17 protein-coding genes are annotated in these 18827 nt (G+C 40.6%); 4 read left to right on the forward strand and 13 right to left on the reverse strand.

Annotation, left to right across the window (positions count from 1 at the left end):
• Positions 1-157 precede the first annotated feature (157 nt).
• The 4 genes from NFR29_RS06185 to NFR29_RS06200 all read right to left on the reverse strand — a co-directional run bounded on the left by NFR29_RS06185 (position 158) and on the right by NFR29_RS06200 (position 4510).
• Positions 158-1036 (reverse strand): RluA family pseudouridine synthase, encoded by an 879-nt coding sequence (locus tag NFR29_RS06185; RefSeq protein WP_251424582.1) that lies wholly within the window; start codon positions 1034-1036, stop codon positions 158-160.
• Position 1037: 1 nt separating this feature from the next.
• Complete coding sequence (locus tag NFR29_RS06190) at positions 1038-2282, reverse strand: GNAT family N-acetyltransferase (protein WP_251424584.1); 1245 nt, start codon at positions 2280-2282, stop codon at positions 1038-1040.
• Positions 2283-2380: 98 nt separating this feature from the next.
• Positions 2381-3277 (reverse strand): DUF2156 domain-containing protein, encoded by an 897-nt coding sequence (locus NFR29_RS06195; protein WP_251424586.1) that lies wholly within the window; start codon positions 3275-3277, stop codon positions 2381-2383.
• Between the two features lie 126 nt (positions 3278-3403).
• Positions 3404-4510, reverse strand: a complete 1107-nt coding sequence (locus NFR29_RS06200; protein ID WP_251424588.1) for an efflux RND transporter periplasmic adaptor subunit — start codon at positions 4508-4510, stop codon at positions 3404-3406.
• 150 nt (positions 4511-4660) lie between these two features.
• Between NFR29_RS06200 and NFR29_RS06205 the strand changes: the two genes are divergently transcribed.
• A complete protein-coding gene (locus NFR29_RS06205; RefSeq protein WP_251424590.1) occupies positions 4661-5512 on the forward strand; it encodes an aldo/keto reductase in 852 nt (283 codons plus the stop codon).
• Positions 5513-5753: 241 nt separating this feature from the next.
• Here NFR29_RS06205 and NFR29_RS06210 read toward each other — a convergent pair whose 3' ends face one another.
• The 3 genes from NFR29_RS06210 to NFR29_RS06220 all read right to left on the reverse strand — a co-directional run bounded on the left by NFR29_RS06210 (position 5754) and on the right by NFR29_RS06220 (position 7302).
• On the reverse strand, positions 5754-6152 hold the full coding sequence (locus tag NFR29_RS06210) for a hypothetical protein (RefSeq protein WP_251424592.1): 399 nt from the start codon (positions 6150-6152) through the stop codon (positions 5754-5756).
• 117 nt (positions 6153-6269) lie between these two features.
• The gene (locus NFR29_RS06215; RefSeq protein WP_277612508.1) at positions 6270-6593 is read right to left on the reverse strand and encodes a branched-chain amino acid transporter permease; all 324 of its coding nucleotides are present in this window, start codon (positions 6591-6593) and stop codon (positions 6270-6272) included.
• A complete protein-coding gene (locus tag NFR29_RS06220; protein WP_251424594.1) occupies positions 6586-7302 on the reverse strand; it encodes an AzlC family ABC transporter permease in 717 nt (238 codons plus the stop codon). Before NFR29_RS06220 ends, NFR29_RS06215 begins: the two co-directional genes overlap by 8 nt.
• Positions 7303-7573: 271 nt before the next feature.
• Here NFR29_RS06220 and NFR29_RS06225 point away from each other — a divergent pair, with 271 nt between their 5' ends.
• A complete protein-coding gene (locus NFR29_RS06225; protein WP_251424596.1) occupies positions 7574-8389 on the forward strand; it encodes a MetQ/NlpA family ABC transporter substrate-binding protein in 816 nt (271 codons plus the stop codon).
• Between the two features lie 106 nt (positions 8390-8495).
• On the opposite strand, the gene NFR29_RS06230 is transcribed toward NFR29_RS06225, so the two are convergent.
• The 5 genes from NFR29_RS06230 to NFR29_RS06250 all read right to left on the reverse strand — a co-directional run bounded on the left by NFR29_RS06230 (position 8496) and on the right by NFR29_RS06250 (position 14090).
• Entirely contained in the window at positions 8496-9311 is an 816-nt protein-coding gene (locus NFR29_RS06230; protein WP_251424598.1) for a nitroreductase family protein, read from the reverse strand.
• Between the two features lie 129 nt (positions 9312-9440).
• Complete coding sequence (locus tag NFR29_RS06235; RefSeq protein WP_251424600.1) at positions 9441-10832, reverse strand: cation:dicarboxylate symporter family transporter; 1392 nt, start codon at positions 10830-10832, stop codon at positions 9441-9443.
• A gap of 334 nt (positions 10833-11166) precedes the next feature.
• Positions 11167-11895 (reverse strand): LutC/YkgG family protein, encoded by a 729-nt coding sequence (locus NFR29_RS06240; RefSeq protein ID WP_251424602.1) that lies wholly within the window; start codon positions 11893-11895, stop codon positions 11167-11169.
• Complete coding sequence (locus NFR29_RS06245; protein WP_251424604.1) at positions 11895-13340, reverse strand: LutB/LldF family L-lactate oxidation iron-sulfur protein; 1446 nt, start codon at positions 13338-13340, stop codon at positions 11895-11897. Before NFR29_RS06245 ends, NFR29_RS06240 begins: the two co-directional genes overlap by 1 nt.
• Before the next feature lie 12 nt (positions 13341-13352).
• Complete coding sequence (locus NFR29_RS06250; RefSeq protein WP_251424606.1) at positions 13353-14090, reverse strand: (Fe-S)-binding protein; 738 nt, start codon at positions 14088-14090, stop codon at positions 13353-13355.
• Between the two features lie 531 nt (positions 14091-14621).
• On the opposite strand from NFR29_RS06250, the gene NFR29_RS06255 reads away from it, so the two are divergent.
• Both NFR29_RS06255 and NFR29_RS06260 read left to right on the forward strand, forming a co-directional pair.
• Positions 14622-16247 (forward strand): S-layer homology domain-containing protein, encoded by a 1626-nt coding sequence (locus NFR29_RS06255; RefSeq protein WP_251424608.1) that lies wholly within the window; start codon positions 14622-14624, stop codon positions 16245-16247.
• 13 nt (positions 16248-16260) lie between these two features.
• Positions 16261-17556, forward strand: coding sequence for an S-layer homology domain-containing protein (locus NFR29_RS06260; RefSeq protein ID WP_251424610.1), 1296 nt, complete (start codon positions 16261-16263; stop codon positions 17554-17556).
• A gap of 73 nt (positions 17557-17629) precedes the next feature.
• On the opposite strand, the gene NFR29_RS06265 is transcribed toward NFR29_RS06260, so the two are convergent.
• Positions 17630-18655, reverse strand: a complete 1026-nt coding sequence (locus tag NFR29_RS06265; RefSeq protein WP_251424612.1) for a DUF4163 domain-containing protein — start codon at positions 18653-18655, stop codon at positions 17630-17632.
• Positions 18656-18827 lie beyond the last annotated feature (172 nt).

Raw genomic sequence — 18827 nt, forward strand, 5'->3', positions numbered from 1 at the left:
ATTTTTTTTGCAAAAAAATAATGTTGGTTGTGCCACCTTGATGGTGACACCCCAACATTTATTATAGAACCTTTTTTCGTTTACCATTATATAAGCCCAATTTATCCTAATAGCCTACCATCACCCTATAAACTGGAATTATAATTTTTATCCTACATCACTTAGGGCTAGATTCCTGACCAAAACAATCTGGCACAGGGGATGTAATAGTAATTTCATCACTCTTCTCATAAGGCACAAAGCGCAACGCATAGGCGTGCAGCGCTTGTCTCGTATACGGATTCTTCCTAGTTCCATACATAGCATCCCCTACGATGGGATGACCTATATGAGCCATATGCACTCGAATTTGATGGGTTCGACCGGTTAGAAGAGTAAATTCTAATTCTGTTGTATCATCAGCAGCATGGATGATGCGGTATTCGGTGATAGCTTCATCGCCGAATTCATCAATACAGCGACGATTATCGAACACCGGATCTACGCCAATGGCTTCATTGACAACGCCATCCTCTTGGACACAGCCTACTACATAACCTCGATATAGGCGATGCACATGTCCATGTTGCAATTGTTCAGAATAGTATTGTTGCGCTTCTCTTGTCTTTCCAAAAAGGACGCAGCCCGACGTGTCTCTGTCTAGCCGATGCACAGGACGGATTTTATACACCGCCCCTTGTTTAGCGTAGTGGCCAGCTACCAAATTACTTAGCGTATGCTTTGTCGTTTGCCCCGTAGGATGAACGAGCATAAAAGGCGGCTTCTCTACCACCAAGGTATGAGCGTCTTCATAGAGCACCGTAAGTGGTCCCATTTCGACTTCAACGCCATAATCGGTATCCCGTGGGAGCTGTAACGTAATGACGTCCCCTTTTTTCAATAATCGCTTAGAATGGGCCACCCGACTATTCACTTTTACCCGTTTCTTACGAAACATCATCTGTATATGACGGGACGATAAAGAAAATCGCTCTTTTACATAGGAGGATACAGTTTGATCTGTATCCTCCTTTACTGTATATGTTTTCCAACTCATCTTACCACCACTCATTAATGTATGTGTTCTGTTTCGGGTACACTAAGTCTAAATAACGTATCCAATCTTCGTGACCTTCTAATTTACCTTCGAAAGCGAGATCACTAGCGGACACACGTCCCATAAGCAACACGCTAAGGCCGCCGATGTCGATAGTAAGCTCTATTTCTTCAGCATCATTTTTACTATCTCTTAAAACAGTCGCACCATGACTAGCACCACTCGCCTCGGAAATACTTAATCGAGAAACTGTCGGCGTCGGCCCATTGCCAAAGGTAACAGCAAAGATACCGTTGTTCCATTCGCAAAGGGAGTCTGTTACCTTAATATTTAGTGTAATGGGCATCATAGCCGCATCAGGGTGAATAGGGATAGCCTCTATAGCCGTTTTGACGTCTACAATACGACTCATCATGTACGGCATTGTGGTATGTCCTGTCTTACCATCTGGTTGGAAAATATAGCCTCTATCGTGCAATCCTTCATTCCAGCGGATGCTTTCACCTTGGGAGCGATGATTATAAAAATAATTGAGCAATGCTCGCTGTGCACGACGTGTAGTATATACAAATTCTGTAACAGGAATTTCCGGCGCCCCCAAGCGATATACGGCGTAGCCTTCAATGGTGTTGTTCTCATCTTTCACCACCGCAACGTGAACGTTTTCAGCAAAGAAACTGCCAAGCAATCGTTTCCAGTCCTTCTCGCTGCGCTCCGCAAAACCAGAAAGACCTTTTGTATATCCTTTATAAACTGGATCGAGCAGCGTCCATTGATCTACCTCAGTAATCAAGCCGAAGGACAAGGTCTTATCCGTCAAAGGGCGCAAGTCATCTAAACTCATCGTCTGCACCCATTGATGAGCATATAAATCCCATCCGTATTGCTGATAGAAACCAGCCTTGGAAGGCATCAAAATCGTCATGGCTTGTCCACGGTGACGCAACTCTTCGAGAGACGATTTCAATAAGGCGCCCCCCACACCACCACGACGTGCAGCAGGATGCGTAGCAACGCCTACCATGTAGCTCGTAGGAAGCACAGCGCCGCGCACATTGAGATTGTATTGACGGAGGTGCACGGTACTTACCAATTGGTCATCTTTCAAACCAATGACAGTGTTCTCTGGCTCATAGCAATGTCCAAAGTAATATTGAAAAAAAGGATCCTCTTTAGGCTCAAAACAATACGCCCAAAGCGATTCTACATGAGGTGTATCTTGAGGTGTTGCAATTCTAAAATCCACAATAACTCCTTCCTAACAATAAGAGCAGTGCTATAGCACTGCTCTTTTGTATTATCCCTACCAGTCTCTATATGCCGTATGCTCTATGTATGACAATTCTATGATTTACCACCAGTAGCATTGTCTGCTTCATTAGCATAAACAGCATCATATTTTTCCGCAAAATGATGAGGGTTGTAGGACTCTTTCGCTTGACGCAAGCCAGGCATTCCCATATCTTCTTCACGGTTAATAAATTCTGTATCGCTAAATTCATGGCGCACAAATTCATTGTTGATAGCTTGGTACAAGCCTCGAATTTCAGGATTTGCTTTTTCAATATGAATCAAAGCAATCCGTTCATTTAACAATTCACCAATACTGAACGCTTCGATGCGACCAAAGAGCTTAATAGCGCCCCCTTTGAGGCCTAAGGCTTCCCAGTTATCAAACAATAAATTAATGGCTGTCAATTCGTCTTCTGTGCCTTCTTCATGATGTTTTTCTGCCCAAGCAGCAGCTACTTCACGGCACAACGGGATGATATCTTCTGTAATTGGTAAATATTCATAATTTGAATATTGCATACGGAATTGATTTAGATGATTCTTCTTTTGCCGTAACTTTTTACCAGACAAGGTAATAAGGTCTTCCGTCTTATAAATATATTCGTAATTGTCGCGGTCTGGCGTATATGTATAGCGACCAGGGCACAATTCTTCCATGCGCTCTTTTACAATAGCGCTGACGCCTTTAAAGCGGAATGGCAAATTATTTTCTACGAACCATTCTTTAGCGCGCAATAAACCATCTAAAAACTTAGCGTCTTTACCGGCAAACGGAGGCAATAGGAAAATGTCTCGCTTACCACCACCTTGGATGTACAACACACCATTTTCTTCGGCCCAACGGATGCCGTATGGATCTTGCCACATAAACAATGTAGTAAAACAATTATCAGATGCTTCGTAATGATGCTCACTAAAATAAGAATCGATGAGCGGTTTATCTTTCAATTCAAAACGTTTAAATTCTAAAATAATAATCTCCTCCTAACAAAATCCTCGAAGGATATATAACTCTATGAGCCGTTCACAAGATTTAAATCATGTAATCTCACATACAGACCATCCCTATGTATTCTATGCGACCTTCACTGTCTCACCTAGTTCGAAAGTCCCTTTAGTAGTAATAACCTTCTCCCCTTCGTTGAGACCATTCATAATAGCCACGACACCGTCTTGGGCCTCCCCTGTTTCTACAACGCGGACGTCGACAGTGCTATTTTCCGTTAATACGTAAACAAATTTGCCATCTGGACTCTCTCGAACTGCATCAGCAGGAACGACGAGCATTTGCGCTCGCGCCTCAGAGGCGATAGTCAAACTATAGAACTCGCCAGCTTTGATGGCATTGTTATCATTGTTAAAAGTAGCTTTCACAAGGACGCTCGGCACATTGTCGGGTTGATTCGTATCGACGCAAGTTAATTCACCAGGAATATCGGTGTTGTTTACATGCAACGATACTTTGATGGTCGGTTTCGCTGCTGGTTCCGCTAATTTCATAGCCGCATCACGAGGAATGCTAAGAGATGCCACCATTGGCGTATTTTGTTGAATTAACATCAACGGTCGTTCAGCAATAGCCATTTGACGATCTTCATTATAAATGGCCGTCACAACCCCATCCATAGGAGCCGTAATCGTAGCAGCCGCCATTTGCGCTTGCACTTGTGCGATTTGTACTTCTAAGGAAGCAATTAATGCCGTGTTTGCACCACCGCCGCCAGACGTAACAACTTGCGGTTGCGCACGCTCTAAAATACGATTATATTCTTTTTCTGTAATATTACCAGCTTCGCGCATTTGGCGAGCTCGTTCTAATTGAGCGCTATCAACTGTCGGTGCAGACTGTGTTACCACTGCTGGCACATCAACTTGCGCTTGGCTCAATTGCCCTTGCAAAGACGCTAATTGTTGTTGTAACGCAGACGTATCAATAGTAGCTAGCAACTGACCTTGTGTCACTACATCGCCGACTTTCACAGCATATACAACAGGTCCCGTTATAGTACTAGTAATAGTCGCCTTATTTAAAGCCGTTACATTGGCATCATTTTGAATCTGTAAAGGCATGTCCTTGTACGTTACATCTGCAACGGACACCGTAGATGTGCCGCAACCAACGATGAGAGCCATCACCATTACAAAGACACCTACTATAGAACAGAGTCTAAGTCGTTTCATGAGTTCACCTTATTTTTACAATACATTGATGATTATCAATATCTTAGTATACCATAAATAAGAGTAGTTTTCGATAGTTCTATTATAAAATCACGAAATACTTATGACTGTGATACAATAAATAAAAATGTACACAACTAGGAGGTCATCATGGAAGAACGGATGGATTTTAGAATATTAAACAATGGCAGCTTTATCCCCTCTATTGGGTTCGGCACCTATAAAGCTGGTTCTGACGTAGAAACTGAACAAATCGTTATGAACGCTCTCTCTGCAGGCTATCGCTTACTCGACACAGCGGCCATGTACCAAAATGAGGAGGCCATCGGCCGCGCCATGGCTCAATCGAACATCAATCGAAGCGACATCATCGTATCTACGAAAATTTGGCACACTGACGCTGGCTACGATAATACGATGCGTGCTATTGAAAGTTCCCTCAAAAAGCTCAATACAGACTACATCGACATTATGCTCGTTCATCAACCCATTGGCGATTACTACGGTTCGTGGCGCGCTATGGAAGAATTATATGACCAAAACGTATTGCGCGCTTTAGGCACATCTAATTTCTACGCTGACCGATTAGTCGATTTGATTCACCATGCCAATGTAAAACCAGCAGTGAACCAAGTGGAATGTCACCCATTCAATCAACGACAACCATTGTGGCAAGTAATGCGCCAATACCAAGTTGTGGGCATGGCTTGGTCTCCCTTCACACGAGACCGCCAACCAGTCCTCGACCATCCTATTATTAAAAGCTTGGCTGAAAAATACGGAAAAACAAAACACCAAATCATTTTACGATGGCACATCCAACGAGGCTTCATTCCATTGCCAAAGGCGAGTAGCCTCGAGCACATGCAATCTAACTTTGACGTATTCGACTTTAAACTCACCAACATCGACATGGACGTTATGGAACTATTAGATCAACGAGCATTCCTTGAAAATCACCATACGGCAGCGGGTATTGAGCGGTTGTTGCAGGTGAAGTAGAACATACACGCAAACAAAATATGTAAAAATAAAAAGTATCCATAAAACGCAGTAACATGTCGTTCTATGGATACTTTTCGCATGTAATTACTAACAAAAACTCATAAGTGAGGTAATAGAATACCTATATGCTGAGATGATGAAGCCCCGATATTACTTATCTCTAATTAAATAGCAACGTGGCAGTTTGAATTTAGCAGTACATGCAAAGATATAAACGGGGTCTATATTAATCCAACTTTTATAGTAAACTAACTTGATCATAAACTATTGAATAAATAATCCATATAAGAAAAATAATACATGCTATGACAGCATTTCGAATATTCTTTGTTTTTTCATATATTAACTTTTCATAGTTCTCTGACTGTTCATTTTTAATTGTTTTTATCTCATAACATTCTGAAACTACTTTCATTAATCCCCATAAAATCCATAATAACCCCATTAACAAATAAATTACTATTCGTCTAAAAGATGTATATCCACCAAAAAAACTGACCATCAATAAACTAAAATTTACAATACCTATCAAAAAAAGCCAATATCTAAATTCTTTTCGTAACTTTGAACGTTTAGTCACTCCATACAATAATATCCCGAAGCTAATCGCAAAAATTACTCCACCTACATGTATCATAATCTCCTTACCTTATTATCACACTACTTTTTATCCTTTTCAGTAATCATCTCTTTAATCTCTTGAATTTTTTCTGAAACAAGATTTTCTATAAAAGAAAAATTCATTTATTATCCCCTACACATTCTGCACCATCACCATATATACAATCGTCCCTATCGCAATAGATAGCAACATGTTTCGTTTCCATATATGTAGCCCTATTGTTATGACGCATGCTACGGCAGTAGGTATACCGTAAGGATAAGATAAGATAGTAGTATCTTTAAAAGTATACACAACGAGCATGCCCATCACGGATGCAGGCAATGCTTTGCCTAGGAACAAAACAAAGGGAGGTGCTTGTTTTCCTGTTGGAAACACAAGAAAAGACAAGAACCGTGTAAATAGCGTACTAATAACAACTATAGCAACAGTAATGACCATTTCTATATTAGTCAAGACGCACACCTCCCCACGTATATGCTATATAGCAAGCAACAAGCATACAGGTCATAGATAGCAACATGAATGTAGATGAACCAAATAAAAGGAGCATTACAATAGCCATGACCGCACCACTGATACCAAAGAACCGTATCGTATTGCTTTTACTATTCAGCAACATTTCTAAGAAAATAACGATGAACAACCCTGGCAATACAAATTCAACACCGCGCAAATCATAGTTAGCCAAGAGATTACCAAATAATCCACCTACCAATGTGCTCACAGCCCACGCTGCATAATTAAGCCACGATATATGAAAGTAAAACCAGCCTGCATCTACATCATCTGGCAATTTTGTAGTAGCGTTAATAGCGAAGCTTTCATCACACATCCAAGCCACCGTAGGAAACCATTTCCAGCCCATATTGGTATATTTTTGTAACATAGACAGACCATAAAAAATATGACGACCATTAACGAACAACGTCAGCATAAATGCCGTTACAGGATCAAAGCCAGCCATCAGCATACCAATGGTGACGAATTCCATAGATCCAGCAAAAATAGTCATGGCTAATACCATCGGCACCCACCAAGGAAATCCTTGACTAGTGGCATATAAACCAAAACCAAGGCCAATAAAAAAGAAACTCACCCCTATGGGGAGTGCAATAGGTAAGGCATAACTGAAAGCATGACGCCCTTTGTTGACTGTAGACATAAGACACCTCGTCAGGGAAGATATGTGAAACGATTAATGATTAATAAGATTTATTATACAAGAAAATAGTACTGCTCACTATAACCTAAATCTATATCTAACACTATATATTATATAATATACAGTTACCTACCTCTATGATAGGATATAAAATATGATAATTTACATTTTAAGATTCATTTGAATAGGGAACTCACGACTATACTACCAAACGTCTAACAGGTAAAAACAAATCGAGATTCACTATTCTATGTTTAGAAAGGGAGATAGTATGAAATTAAAACGATTATTTGTTCCATTCCTTGTTGGTGCATTAGCATTCGCTATCGCTGGTTGCGGTTCTAACAACGAACCTACATCGACCCCAAAAGAAATAAAAATCGGTGCTACTGCAGGCCCTCATGCACAAGTAGCGGAAGCGGTAGCTAAAGAAGCGCAAAAACAAGGTATCAACTTACAAGTTGTAGAATTTTCCGACTACATCACACCAGATAAAGCCTTAGCTGATGGCGACATTCAATTAAACGCCTACCAACATGTACCATTTATGGAAAACTTTAACAAACAGAATGGCTCTAATCTCGTAGCCATTGGCAAAACTATCTTAATGCCTATGGGTATTTATAGCAATTCTTTGAAAAACCCAGCAGACGTTGCAGACGGCGCTATTGTTGCCATCCCTAACGACCCTACAAATGGTGGCCGTGGATTAGCATTACTTGCCAAAGCAGGTCTTATTACGTTGAAAGATGGCGTTGGCTTCAAAGCTACCGTAGCAGATATTACATCGAATCCTAAAAACTTAACCATCCAAGAACTAGAAGCGGCTCAATTACCACGTAGTCTTGATGATGTGGCATTAGCTACTATTCCTATGAACTACGTACAAAGCGCTGGCCTTAATGTAGAGGAACAAGGCCTCTTCTTAGAACCAAAAGATGAGCCACTAGCTGTTATGATCCTCGCGGTCCGCGATGTAGATAAAGACAACGAAACTTACAAAAAAATTGCAGACATCTACAAATCTGACGCCATCAAACAATTCATTGACGAAACGTTCAAAGGCACGATCACATCTGCTAACTAAAAAAAGAGGTTTCCTTTCAAGGAAACCTCTTTTATTTGTCATAAATTCCTATATAATTGTGTTCAGTTCAATATATGGCAATTCAATATATACTTCTTTAATTTAGCTACTCTTCTTCGTCGAATACCACATCGAGAGGCTGACGCTCTACGATATTGCGATATTTTACCTTCGGATAGCCCATGAGAATAGCTCCAGCTACGATTTTGTCGTCAGGAATTCCCAACAATTCCATCAAAGGTTGGTATTCTGCCTCACCAGCGTGTTCGAAGAAGCCTGCCCAGCACGTACCAAGGCCTACAGACGGGGCAAACAACTCAGCATAAGCCAAGCAAGAGTGGCCGCTATCGTGCGTTCTATGAATATCTTTTTTAGACCCAATGGCCACCACGAGAGCTGGTGCATCACGGAGAATATATTCTTTTCCTTTGTCCACTTCTGCTTGTGCTACGCGCGCATAAAGGCGCATAATAGGCACAGTTTTACCGGCTAAATGCATCCATTCTAATACAAGATCAGCAATTTGGCGTAGCTTTTCTTTGTTGCGAATAACAATGTAGGAAATACCTTGCGTATTTGTCGCCGTTGGAGCCATACGAGCTACGTTAAGAACGCGGCGAATCAATTCAGCCGGTACTGGTTTATTTTGATAATTACGGATAGAACGACGGCTACGTAAAAATAACTCTGCCTCTTCCGGTGTAAACTTAGTTTCTTTTGTAATATCTATCTGTTCCGCACGCGGCGTCATATCGCTGTCTAAAGCAAGCGTAGGACATACGGAAATGCAATGTCCACAAGAAATACAACCACCTTTACCTGTTACAGGACCATCATCGGTCATAACAAGAAGGCCTGTAGGACAATCAGCTACACAGAGGCCACAACGAGTACAGACTTCTGTATTTACAGTGAATAACATAGTAATAAATACCCCCAAACTTTTACTATACCGCCTATTATATCATATAAAACTGTTTTTTCAGATATAAAATAAAAAGCTCACAACTGTTGATTTTTAAAATTAACAGTTGTGAGCTTTTATTAAGTTTTACACTTCCCCTTCGCTCGGATTATCGTAAGCCGTTTGATTATTAGTGCCCATAATTTTATCTACCACAAGAGCGTTGGTCATGGAACCAGATACGTTGAGGCATGTACGGCCCATGTCAATCAATGGGTCGATAGCCAAGATTGGGCTGATGGACGTAAAATATGCGCCAAGACCTGTACCGCTAAGGGATACAGAAGCCGCCATCGTCGCCGTTCCTGGAACGCCGGCAATACCAACGGAACCAATAGCGATAACGATAACGCTCATGATGTACATCGTCATGTCGAACGGAATGCCCGCTACATTAGAAATGTACACAACAACGAGAGCCGGGAACACGCCGGCACAACCTTGCATGCCCGCTGTAGTACCGAAGGACGCCACCGTGTTCGCCGTCGTCGGATTCACGCCGAGACGTTTCGTCAACGTTTCTACAGTGAGCGGCAATACACCCATAGAGGAGCGAGATGTGAAAGCCAAGAGCAACGGTGCTTTTGCTTTTTTGAAATAGGTAATCGGATTGTATCCAAAGCCAGCAATCAAGATCGCTTGGATTACAAACATAATCAAAATACCTACATAGAGAAGAACTACGAAAAGGCCCATATCGAGGACAGCTTGCAAGCCACGTGTCGCCAATGTAGATGCCAACAAGGCTACTACACCGTAAGGCATTAATCCAATAAGGAAATCCGCCATCCAAGAGATGATTTTATGTAGCTCATTGAACAATTTGGTAAATACTTCTAAGGAGTCTTCTTTTGTTGTCTTAATAAGTCGTGCAATACTGCCCGTAATGATGGCGAATACTACGATACCGATAACATTTGTTTCAGCGGCCGCTTGAATTGGATTGCTCGGAATGAGCGCTCTGAACGTATCCACCATCGGTTTAATTTCTCTGATTTTACGGCCCGATTCCAGTACGTCAAAACCTTGACCTAACCCAAAGGCATTACCTAAGATCAAGCCTACAATGGCAGCTATTGCAACCATGCCTAAGTTCGTACTTACCATAGCTACGACTAATTTTTTAAGATTAGCACCGGCCTCCATGTTGAGGATAACATGGACGATAGAAATAAATACGATAGGAATAACGAGCATCCGGATTAAGTCGATAAATCCGCCTCCCACTAAGGAGAACCATTTCGTACTTTCTTTAATGTATACAACTTTTGCTGGATCATCAGGGAAGCCAGCAACAATTTGAATAGCTATCCCCAATAGAGCACCTAACACCGTACCGATAATAACGAGATTACCAAAGGATGTACCTTTGCGTTGCAAACCGTAAATGAGGAATAATAAAGCCACAAATACGGCAATAATACCTATACTAAGGGGATCACTTAGCATGAGGTAATCTTGAAAAAATGGAATATTCATAACGCACCTCTTTGCAATTTGCCACACTTACCTCTTCTGAGGTAGCGATAGCATTAACAGTTTAATTCATATCAAATCAATAGGTTATTTATAGTATAGCACAAATCCACAATTTGACAAGAAATTATATCGAAAAATTTTGCCAAATCTCATAATTATCAGTAACTTTCATAGTTACCTGTAATTAAGCAACAAAAAGCGGCCTTCCATAGGAAAGCCGCTTTCATAATAGGAAAACTAAGTCGCTACTGAGTTTTCACTATAATTATGACCTATCGATCAATGAAGATGTATATACTTCGTATTGTTATCAACTAAACTATATATATCTCGATTAGCGATCAACTAAGATGTATGTACATTGAATTGGACCATGAGCACCGTCAACGCGAACAAGTTCGATGTCAGCAGTACGAGATGGGCCAGAGATTAAGCAGATATTACCAGGGAATGCAGATGGATCTGCATTATAGCGTTCTTGCAACATCTCCATTGTTTGTGTCATACGAGGACGAATTGTATCTGTGTACACAACAGCAATGTGAGTATCTGGTAACAAGCTAATAGCGCGACCAGATTCAACAGTAGATTCTTGTACTACCGTAGCTGTTTCTGCAATACCACAAGATGCGAAAGTAACACCAATATCAGCATTAGCTGTATTATCGATACACGCTTGACGACCAAGAGATGCATCCCATTGGAAATACGTGCGTTCACCATTGTTAGTTTCTGCATCTTTAGCGAACAATTCTTTTAATTTGTATTCCTCTACTTCTTTAGTACTTGGGAATACTACTTTACCATTACCCCAATCAGCAATAGCTGCCAAAATTGTTTCACCTAATTTATCAGGTGTTGTGTTTACATATTTAGTACCGTTTTTATCACACTCAGCTTTGAACATGGCGATGACTTGATCACGAGATAAGTCTTGGTACATAGTTTCTTGAGGACCTTTGCTGTAGTCGAAATCTTCTACATACGCCGGGCAGAGTGCTTGGTCTCGGCCTAATGCACGAGATAAACGGGAAATAAATTGTTTACGTTTAGCTTCATCCATTATTTATTCTCCTTTTTTTTGTTTTTCTCATGTTCAGCATAAAGGTCACGGAACTTCTTGAACTTCAAGGATCCCATTTCTTTGGACTTAGTCCAGCCACCCATTACAGGCACTGCTTGCGTCCACTTAGGCATATTACCTTCGTTATTGCTAATTAAATTCATACCAAGAGCACCTGCTTTTGTGCCAAGATCGAACAATGTGGAATTGCCGAATACTTTAGCCGCTGCAGTAAAGATAGCTTCTTCTGCTTTTGGACGAGTTTTTTCAATATCAGCCATAATATGACGATGTTCCATTAATAATTCATGTAATGGAATCGCTACTGGACAGTTTTCTGTACATGCACCACACAATGTAGACGCATATGGAAGATCACCAGCTACTTCATAGCCTTTGAACAATGGAGTCAATACAGCACCCATTGGACCTGGATATACAGAGCCGTAACCATGTCCAGAAATGTGACGGTATACTGGGCAAATATTCATACAAGCACCGCAGCGGATACAACGAAGCATTTCTTGGAATTTACCACCGAGGATGCCAGAACGACCATTGTCGATAATGATAATGTTCATTTCTTCTGGGCCATCCGCTTCGCCAGATCGTTGAGGACCTGTCATCATAGAGAAGTAGTTGGAGATTTTAGCACCTACCGCAGAACGGTTCAACATCTCCATCATAACGTCAAGGGCTTTGAAATCAGGCACGATACGCTCAGTACCTAAGAACACGATTTGTGTTTTAGGAATGGAGCTCGCCATACGGCCGTTACCTTCATTAGATACAATTGTACAAGTACCAGATGCAGCTACCGCAAAGTTACAGCCGTTAACACCAACGTCAGCTTTCAAGAAGCGCTCACGTACATAACCACGTACGAAGTGAGTCATTTCTTCTGGATTTTCAGTGCCAGTGTAACCTAATTTTTCTGCGAAAATTTCGCGGATACGGTTACGTTCGAAGTGAAGGCCTGGTACTACGATGTGAGACGGTGGGCTCACTGCTGTTTGCAAAATGAACTCAGCCAAGTCAGTTTCGTTAACTTCGATACCAGCTTCTTCTAATACTTCGTTCAAGCCAATTTCTTCAGTTAAAATTGTTTTAGATTTTACTATCATTTTCGCTTCTTTTTCACGAAGAATGTTCAAAGCGATTTGATTAGCTTCTTTATCATCAAAAGCGAAGTGTACTTTAGCACCTGCTTTTTCTGCATTGTCTGCAAATTGGTTTACATAGTAATCCAAATTGTTAAGAACGTGGTCACGAATCGCTGCCGCTTCTGCACGGAAGTCAAGCCATTCAGGCACTTCAGCTACAACGCTATTACGTTTATCATAAAACACGTCTTGTGCTTTTTTGATGGCTGCAACTTTGAAATCGTCTGCCAAGCACTCTTTAATGCGTGTTTTGTAAGGGCGATTATCATATATTAAGCTCATGAGTTCTCCTCCTTAACGGCAATTCAAGATTTCAGCAATGTGCATTACTTTAATACGGCGGTCAATAACGCCTTCTTTGTGAAGACGATCAAGCATACCAGCAATATTCATAAGACAAGCTTGGTCAGAACCGGAAATAACATTAGCACCAGTGCTAGCGATTTCCAATGCTTTTTCGCGAGTCATTACTTCGTTGATTTCTGGGTTTTTAACGGAGAAAGTACCACCGAAACCACAGCAACGGTCTGCACGAGGTAATTCAATTAAGTTGATATCTTTAACATTGCGAAGGAGTTTAAATGGAGGTTCTTTAACACCCATTAAACGAGTTACGTGGCAAGATGTATGATATGTTACGGACTCATTGAAACGAGCACCTACATCTTCTACGCCTAATACGTCTGTAATGAACTCAGTGAATTCATAAATTTTAGAGCTTAATTTTTCTGCGCGATGCAACCATTCTGGTTCATCTTTCAAGAAGTGATGATATTCATCACGAATTGCAAATGCGCAAGATCCGGACATGCTGACTACATATTCAGAGTTTTCAAAGCATTCAATAGTATTCTTAATCGCATCCATAGCAGCTTTGTTATAGCCAGAGTTTGTGAACATTTGTCCACAGCATACTTGTTTTTTAGGCACTACGAGTTCGCAGCCCAAGTTTTCAAGTACATGTACACCAGCCATGCCTACATGGGGATAGAACATGTCAATCAAACACTGTTGGAAAAGATGAATTTTCATAATTTCGTCCTCAACTTTTCTAGTACTTACCTCAAAAATATAATATATCCCTAACGGCATCATTTATACAACATATATAAATATACCGAGAATAGTATGACAATCTTTAACCCCAAATGGTAAAGAGTGTTTCGATATCATTATAAATAAGCTAATGATAAAAGTCCAAACAATTGCTATATTAGTATTTATCCATTAATAAAATACATTGTTATGCGTTTTTCTCATAATAAGACTTTCAAAATAGAAAGCACTCTATTTCATTTATCAAAATTTTTAATGATACTGACTTCAATTACAGGATTCCTCTTATATTTTTGCGAATCTCTATCAATTTCTACTAATCGACTCCACTTTCACTTTTTCATATCATACTCATTCATTTCCAAAGAGCAGTATTCATAATATACAAACAATTATATTGTTTATACAAATTGTACCATTATACATTACTTTTTCTTATAGTAGTTATTATTCTATAAAAGTGCTATAATTTATCGTATATACATATGGTTTGAAAGGAGCTTTCCCATGAAACTCAATAAATTATCTTTATCTTTAGCAATCACATTAGCTATTGGCTCTACATTTGGCATTATGAACTACGCTCATGCAGCCACTACAAATACAACAGAAACAACCTCCGCTGTAGCTAACGCAGTAGACACAGCTGAAAGTAAAATACAAGCAACAACAACAAAAGCTAAAGCAGAGACAACAGCAGCAAAGTCCAAATCTGACGCTACTACTAACAAAGTAAAAGCCCATGCCGCAACAGCAAAAACCAAAGCTGACTCCGCTACTAGCAAAGCAAAATCAACGGCTACTACTGCTAAAAAAGATGCGAAATCAACTGAAAAAACTGTAAAAGCAGACGCAAAAGCAACAAAAGTAGATACTAAAACAACAGCAAAAGAAACAACTACTAAAACAGCAGTAAAAACAGAAAAACCAAAAGAAAATTTACCAGTTGGCGTATACACTGACACCAAAGATAACTGGGCGCGCAATGCTATCCAAGTGATGACACAAGCGGGCTATTTATCTGGTTACGCTGACGACACATTCCGTCCAGGCCAAGTGATTACGCGCGAACAAGCTGCTGCCATTTACAGCAATGTATTGCAAAAAGAATTGAGCGAGCAAGAATTAGCAGAAGCTATTACGAAAGAAACAGCTATCTCCTACAGCGACGTTGAAAGTGATCGTTGGTCTAATTCTGCTATTAAATTAGCTGGCGCTACAGGCGTTATGGAAGGCACTTCTAAAACGGCTTTCAACCCTAGCAAAGCGATGAACCGCGAAGAGTTCGTAGCAGCTACTGCTAATTTAGTGAAAAAAATCAAACCTGATGCAGCTATCAAAACGGAAAAAGTAACGTTCAAAGACGAAGCAAGCATTTCCAGCGAATATAAAAAAGACATCGAATACATGGCACAACGCGGCTATGTAGCGTCTGGTGCCACTACTGATTTCAACCCAACCCAAGCAGTAACACGCGCACAAGCAGCTACGATTTTAAACCGCATTTTAGGTGACGGCATTGCTTCTAAAGCGACTACTAATACAAATGCAAAACCAGTAGCCACAAAAAAAGAAGCTACCAAAGAAACCGTTAAAGATACTACTAAAACAAAAACAGTGTCAGATACAAAAGCAACGGAAGAAAAAGTAGATACGTCCTCTCGTTTCGTTCGCCCTGCTAGCAAAACAGTAACGGTAAAACCGTTGACACAAAAACAACAAGAATCCTTGGAAAACAACGTATTCACTGAGTTGAACAAAACTTACAAAACGCCAGAAGCTTTCCAAGATTACGGCGTAATGTACTGGCGTGACAATCAATTGCATGTAGCATTGAAAAATGTCAGCGACATGGACACTGTGAAAGCTAACTTAGCGAGCCGTAATAACTCCACTGTAAACGACTATGTCGTAGTAGAGCCTTCCCGCTATAGCCAAACAGAATACGATGTCATCGAAAATAACTTCCGCAATTACTACGCTAAAAATGAAAAAGCAGGCAACATTATTACTACATTCCCAGATGTAAAAAATAACCAATTATATGCTGTAGTTAGCACTGCAAGTTATGAAACACAACAAGGCATTTCCAAAGTATTCGGTTCTAAAGTAAAAATGATTGTAAAACGCTAAGTAAGAGGATTTCATGGGACAATTTAGAAAATATACTTTATCAGCTTTAGTAGCAGCGGCTCTACTCAATGCGACAGGCTTTGCCGTTGCTGCTGAGCCTACTGTACAAACAAGAGCTACGTCTGTAGCTCCACATGCAATGGCTGCAACAACAGCGACAGTATCGACTACAACCGCTGCAACTCCTACAGTAGCAGATATCGTCAACCAACAAGCGTTGGTGACAACACCAAAAAATATTCAAGACGTACGTCCTTTCATCTTCTCCGACGTACCTAGTGATTTCTGGGCGTCTCGCTCCATTAGCGGTGTAACAAAAGCAAAACTGATGAATGGCTACTCGGACGGCACATTCCGTCCTAACCAAGCGATGACTCGCGAAGAAGTAGCGTCTTTATTCAACAATCTCACTGACGACGGCGAAGCCGCTTTCTTATCTAGCAAATTTAAAGATATTACATCGGATCGTTGGTCTGCCCTCGCTATCGCTTCCGTATCTCGTAAAAATATCATTTCCGGTTACGGCGACGATACGTACCAACCAGAGAAATATATGTCTCGCCAAGAATTTGCTGTCGTAGCAGATAACTACATTCACTACTTAGGATATACCACAGAAGATCCAACTGTACTCGATTCCATCGCTTATGGAGACCAAAAATATATTGCTCCATGGGCTCAAGACGCTGTACGCGAATTAGCCTACTTAGGATTTACTAGCTATGCACCTGGCACGATGTTCAATCCAGAAAAATACATCACCCGTGCAGAAGCTGCCGAAGTGGCCTTCCGTATGACCCAAACGCCACAAGCATTAGCATTCCATAATGCGCTGTATCGTCAAGAAGTGGAAAATAAAACGTCCGCCATCATCGACCGTACGTTGAACTATGGCAACGATTTCAGCAAATTCCGCAACGAAGGCGCTCTCTTCTGGGATGAAAGCAAATTACATGTTACAGCGGTGGACAAAAAAGATGTGAAAGCCTTAACAGACGCTTTCACAAATGCTAGAGACCCACAATTGGATGCCACTATCCTCGTAAGCCAAGGTAAATTGACACAAGCTCAATTAGAAGAATACCAAGCCAACGCTGTCTCTCTCTATAAAAACAGTGAACCAACTGGCAATATTCTAGCTATCAAACCGTCCGCAGATACATCAGCCCTCATTCTCACAGTAAGTGCTATGAACGATGCAACGGTAAAAGCATTCAAAAAAGAGTTTGGTAAAAAAGTAGTTCTTCAATTACCACAAGAAGAAACAACGACTACTATCCAATTCCCATTGCCGGCTAAACAGAAATAATAAAAATAATAAACAAAAAGCCGTCTACCTCGAAAGGTAGACGGCTTTTTGTTATGCCTAGAGCTATAAGCCCTTATTTATTTTTCTTTTTCTTAGTGTCTTTCACTTTATCCCGCAAGTCACCTACTGGTACGTATACGGTACCAGCGCTGTGGATTGTATCTACATCTTGTTGAAGGATCATCACTACGGAATAATCGTCTGTAGTATAGAACTCTTTCGGCATTTTATCGAAAGTAATGTCCCCTGGAAAGGCTGTTTTCACAGATGGGTTGTTATTAATAGCAGTAATTAGCTGGTCTTTGTTAAGGCCACCCATGTCATATAGGGACAATTGACGACCTGTTGTGGTATTGAAGGTAAAGCCTTTTACATAGTTGACGCCATTAGCATCATGGTCACCGATGGTGTACGTGTGAATCAATACACTGAAAATACCGTTGTCGTCGGCTTTTACGTCATAGTACATGATGACGTTTTGTTTATTAGCCTCTGTTTCGTTGATTTTTTGCGTATCGTTTTGCACTTTTGATACGTATTTTTTGATAGTCGTATTAATGGATTTTTCCACTACAGGGCTAACGGATTTTACGCTAGGGAATACGAAATCTAAATGATCCGTAAAAAATTCCACTGGCGCTACCGCCACTTGTTTACGGTCCATGTAACGACTTGCATCAGGAGCTACTACTTCTACTGTTTTGCGATCACTGCTGTTCACTTCAGAACGTAAGTGTTTATTTTGTTCAGGCGTTGCAGTGCTAGATACGCGGTACGTAATACTGTTACGTTGTGCACGATTACCATCTACTGTGAAAGCTTCAATATCAGATTCTACGTCGCTAGCAATAGCGGCATCTTTTTTAGCTGCTTTCTTAGCACCACGTACAGTTTTTGCTTCACTCGTTTCAGATACTGCTTCTGTCGCTGCACTAGAAACTGCGCCTGTAACAGGTTTAGTGGATGTAGTTACTGTTTCATTTGTAACCGCTGTAGCCGCTTCGCCGGCTTTTACAACAGGAATCACATCGTTTGCAGCTAATGCTGTAAATGGCATAGCTGCTGCCATCATGATAAGAATCGATTGTTTTAGTTTCATGTTTTAAACCTCTTCTATACATAGATATAGTATTCATATTGTAACGAAATATTGCATTTGCTTGTATTCATATAACCTCTGTTTATATGGATACACGACATTTAGTTACGTATATGAATAGAGATTATCTTATAGCAAGATAATCTCTATTGTATATATACCATTATATATT

It is taken from the genome of Veillonella agrestimuris, assembly GCF_943193065.1.
Lineage (GTDB): Bacteria > Bacillota > Negativicutes > Veillonellales > Veillonellaceae > Veillonella > Veillonella agrestimuris.

Coding starts and splice junctions, on each gene's coding strand:
- NFR29_RS06185 (WP_251424582.1), bottom strand. CDS start 1,036: ATGAGTTGGAAAACATATACAGTAAAGGAGGATACAGATCAAACTGTA.
- NFR29_RS06200 (WP_251424588.1), bottom strand. CDS start 4,510: ATGAAACGACTTAGACTCTGTTCTATAGTAGGTGTCTTTGTAATGGTG.
- NFR29_RS06205 (WP_251424590.1), top strand. CDS start 4,661: ATGGAAGAACGGATGGATTTTAGAATATTAAACAATGGCAGCTTTATC.
- NFR29_RS06210 (WP_251424592.1), bottom strand. CDS start 6,152: ATGATACATGTAGGTGGAGTAATTTTTGCGATTAGCTTCGGGATATTA.
- NFR29_RS06220 (WP_251424594.1), bottom strand. CDS start 7,302: ATGTCTACAGTCAACAAAGGGCGTCATGCTTTCAGTTATGCCTTACCT.
- NFR29_RS06225 (WP_251424596.1), top strand. CDS start 7,574: ATGAAATTAAAACGATTATTTGTTCCATTCCTTGTTGGTGCATTAGCA.
- NFR29_RS06230 (WP_251424598.1), bottom strand. CDS start 9,311: ATGTTATTCACTGTAAATACAGAAGTCTGTACTCGTTGTGGCCTCTGT.
- NFR29_RS06235 (WP_251424600.1), bottom strand. CDS start 10,832: ATGAATATTCCATTTTTTCAAGATTACCTCATGCTAAGTGATCCCCTT.
- NFR29_RS06240 (WP_251424602.1), bottom strand. CDS start 11,895: ATGGATGAAGCTAAACGTAAACAATTTATTTCCCGTTTATCTCGTGCA.
- NFR29_RS06245 (WP_251424604.1), bottom strand. CDS start 13,340: ATGAGCTTAATATATGATAATCGCCCTTACAAAACACGCATTAAAGAG.
- NFR29_RS06250 (WP_251424606.1), bottom strand. CDS start 14,090: ATGAAAATTCATCTTTTCCAACAGTGTTTGATTGACATGTTCTATCCC.
- NFR29_RS06255 (WP_251424608.1), top strand. CDS start 14,622: ATGAAACTCAATAAATTATCTTTATCTTTAGCAATCACATTAGCTATT.
- NFR29_RS06260 (WP_251424610.1), top strand. CDS start 16,261: ATGGGACAATTTAGAAAATATACTTTATCAGCTTTAGTAGCAGCGGCT.
- NFR29_RS06265 (WP_251424612.1), bottom strand. CDS start 18,655: ATGAAACTAAAACAATCGATTCTTATCATGATGGCAGCAGCTATGCCA.